The 3,563-nt window shown below is 42.7% G+C and carries 3 protein-coding genes; all 3 read right to left on the bottom strand.

Annotated elements, in window-relative coordinates; translation table 11 throughout:
- Positions 1-6 precede the first annotated feature (6 nt).
- A complete protein-coding gene (locus ACLQ6D_RS11285) occupies positions 7-588 on the bottom strand; it encodes a hypothetical protein (protein ID WP_411727386.1) in 582 nt (193 codons plus the stop codon).
- A 517-nt stretch (positions 589-1,105) separates the two neighbouring features.
- Positions 1,106-2,161: a glycosyltransferase family 9 protein gene (locus tag ACLQ6D_RS11280; RefSeq protein ID WP_411727385.1), complete on the bottom strand. Its 1,056-nt coding sequence runs from the start codon at positions 2,159-2,161 to the stop codon at positions 1,106-1,108.
- Positions 2,162-2,524: 363 nt separating this feature from the next.
- Entirely contained in the window at positions 2,525-3,295 is a 771-nt protein-coding gene (locus ACLQ6D_RS11275; protein WP_411727383.1) for a class I SAM-dependent methyltransferase, read from the bottom strand.
- Between the last annotated feature and the right edge of the window lie 268 nt (positions 3,296-3,563).

Genomic DNA, 3,563 nt, shown 5'->3' with positions numbered 1-3,563 from the left:
GCCCATTCACTTGGCCGTCTTTGCAACTCGCCTGCTTCCCGCATTTTGGACAATCCATCGCAACCTCCCGGTGCATGTTAATGATCCAAAACTTATACAGTATCTATATATAATTAGCAATGCCGATATTTTTTCCGTTAAAGATGTTTCTTCTCGCTTAAGATTTTGGATTGTAATTAACGAGGCGCTCCTAATATTTTCGACAGTCTCAGATATTACATTATGGTCAAGTTCGTGGAGTCGGGGGGGAAATGACCAGAGCAGAGGCAATACGCTCTGATCTATCTGATTTGCAGCATTAACAATATGAGCAGGATTTTTGTTGGAAATGAAAGAAGCCACTTCATTTACGACGCCCTGAAAGTTACCATTAATTTGATTCAAACCATGAATACTGGCAAGAACTGCCGGTGTTTGTTCAAGATACGCTCGTATTATCCGTGTAGTAGCAAATATTTTGTTCCTAGCGAACGAGTACTGCTCATTTTCAGCTACCGCTGGTTCGTAGAATGTTTCATTTTTAGTAACTTCAGAAATTTGTGCAACTAACGACCAGATCGGATGAGATTTATATGCGGATTCACTCATGATTCTATATATTTGAAGTTTAACAATTATCTTAGTTCCCGATAATCTTACCCTTTCCAAGCCATTATACAAAATTTGACTTAAAACCAGTTTCACACCAATTAAAGGTCATCCACGCCTGTATTCTGGCTGATTAGTAATATTACCCAATCAAGATTAAATTCTTACCCATTATAATCACCGTTACTTGCCACTTCGGATTGTGCAAATGAACAAACGCTACCTAATAATCGCTGTCATTCTTGCCGGACTTGCTGCGGCTTATTTCTACAAAAAACAACCAAAACCGTTAAGTTAAGCCCTCCCCTCTCCTGCTGGAGAGGATCGGGGTGAGGAGAATAAAATAAGGAAAAATGCTTATTTTATATCCCCCTCATCCTAACCTTCTCCCTCAAGGGAGAAGGGACTAAATCGCTTAACTTAACAGCATTGGTTGAATACCCCGTCCTGCAGAAGTGATGGAATCAATAACCAAATGATTACGAACAACTTATCTGTTTCCGTCAGTCAGGTTTCACTAGCTTACCGGGGAATGCAGCGTCGCTGCAATGACTTGCTTTACCTTTTGGGCGGATAAGGTGTCAAGACAATGGCTTCGGCTCAATCGATGTCGATCGCAACCTTCTAAATAACAAGGTACACAATCACCTTCACCCTGAATCAAGCTGATATTATTTACCTGCTGACTGCCTTTTTTTTCAAAGGGGTTTATGTCTTGCTCAAACCCTTTAGGCCATGGCCCCCATTTTACGGGATTAGTCGGCCCGAAAAGCGCAATCACTGGAATGCCTGTAGCAGCGGCCAAATGGGTAATGCCGGTATCGGGCCCTATGAATAACCTTGCCTGGGCAATGATGTAGGCAAGCTGCGCTAGCGAAACGAGTCCGGCTATATTCACCGTATCTCCAGGAAGCTCTGCGGCAATGCCGGCAACATAATCTTTTTCTTTCTGAGCCGAGCCTCCCGAAACAATCAGCTTTAAACCCAATTTATTTAGATAATGACCGATTTCTATCCAACTTTCTCTAGTCCAGCGCTTATATACCCATTGGGGATGCATATGCAGCACTACATATCCGGTATCACCAGCTAAAAAATCAAAACGCTTTGCCAAGGGTTCGATAGGGTTAGCTTGCGGTGGCGTCAATGTGTAGTTACGCGCAATCCCCAGCATATCCGTTAATTTTAAGTTTTGTAAAACTGTGTGCGTATCGATATTATCAAACTCTGTCCAGCACTGGATAAAAAAACGTTTCCACCATCCCGTGGTATTTCTCGGCGGCACAACGGCGATGCGAAAGGGTGCCGCAAGGACTGAATATAAAAACGGCCTGTCTCCAGTTTGGGTAACCATTGCCAGATCATAGTGGCGGAAAAGCCGTGGCAGCAACTGTATATAATCTGCGAATTTAGGCCGGTTAGGCGTGGTAATCACACTATTAATATCAGGATTTCCCTCAAGCATAGCCGCCGTATTACGAAACACTAAAACATCTAGCTGAACATCTGGATATGCACTTCTAATTGAACGTAATAAAGGAGTAATCAAAAGCACATCACCGAGGTATCGCATTGCGATTACTAAGATTCTTGTAGGCTTTGGTGGTAAGGATTGCTTACTATTCATTGTCTGGCTATACATTTTCTCTTGAAGCCGCGTAACAGTGTAGGATGGTTTCGCGCTAGCAAACCGCCATGCCCAATATATAACCAAAATCTAAAGCCAGCCAAGACATAAAAAACAACCTGGAAAAGCGTGTAACAATCAACTTTATTCTCTTCGTTTATGGCGGTTTGCTAGCGCAAAACCGCCTTACGTGTTACGTGTTGAGTTAGGCTTGAATGTTAAGTATTTGATGGGTTTCGCTATTGCTCTACCCATCCTATCGCGCTAAATACAGTCCCTAAGGATGATAAATTGCCAAGCCCCATGTGATCATGTTTTTTTCCAGTAAACAAGACTCGTGTCGCTGATATTGCGAAGATCGTAGCCTTCACACGATGCCAGTTCGTCAAGTGCTTTTGTAACATCTTCCCAAACTCCGTAATCGTGCCAAATCACCACTCCGCCTTTATTTGTTATCTTCATGGCAGCTCGGCTGTCAGACATCACATTGTCATAACTATGAGAACCATCCACAAAAACTAACGAACATGAATCTTTATAAGGTATGAAGTCAAATACTGCTGAGTCACCAAGCAACTGATGAATTTTTCCGATGACGGCAGGAAAAGACTCTCGGTGCTTTTCGTATCTAGAACCTGACTTAGGTTTGTCGACCATGTGCCGCTCACCGTCTGAAAGAGAAAATAGGGTATCAAGGTCTGCTGGTAAATCGAGTGTATAAATCGTGCATTGTGCTGGTGAACTCATCGCGAAGTTAAGCGTTGTTCGTCCATCAAAAGTGCCAATTTCAAACAGATTGGTACCGTTTCCACAATCAGCGGCGAGTGCAGATAGGATGCCGAGTTCACTGAGCCGTACATTCCCATTTGCTTTCTCATGCTCCCAGATTTTAATGTTGCGTACTTTTGTGCAGTCCTTCCACGAAATTCTAGGAAGGAGCATATTTTGAGAAAATCGATCTGACTTTCCTCTGATATGTCTAAAAAAATTCCGCCAACGCCGTGATAACCCAGATAGTGGCAAATAAATACGTGTCCCAAAATAGCCGTAATATAACTCTTTCATTTGAAATAAATCCATGCCTAACGTGATATATACGACATCGATTGTCTTCTAAAAAACCTGATTCGTCGTATATTCTTCATAAATTTATCTGATCGGTTGTTTTGATTGAACAAAGTATAAACCAATGGGGTATAGCGTAGAAACAAATACGACATTCGTTCCGTGCTTATCCGGTTGTCACAGACAGCCACTACCGGTAGAATGCTGGGCATCTGTGCAGCTGGTGCAATCATGGTTATCGACGTGCTTGGGCGGGATGGTTTGCCGTTCCCGAAGTCACTTC

The organism is Methyloglobulus sp., assembly GCF_046714055.1.
GTDB lineage: Bacteria > Pseudomonadota > Gammaproteobacteria > Methylococcales > Methylomonadaceae > Methyloglobulus.
The sequence above is the reverse complement of the archived record's forward strand: the minus strand, read 5'-3'. Positions and strand labels throughout refer to the sequence as shown.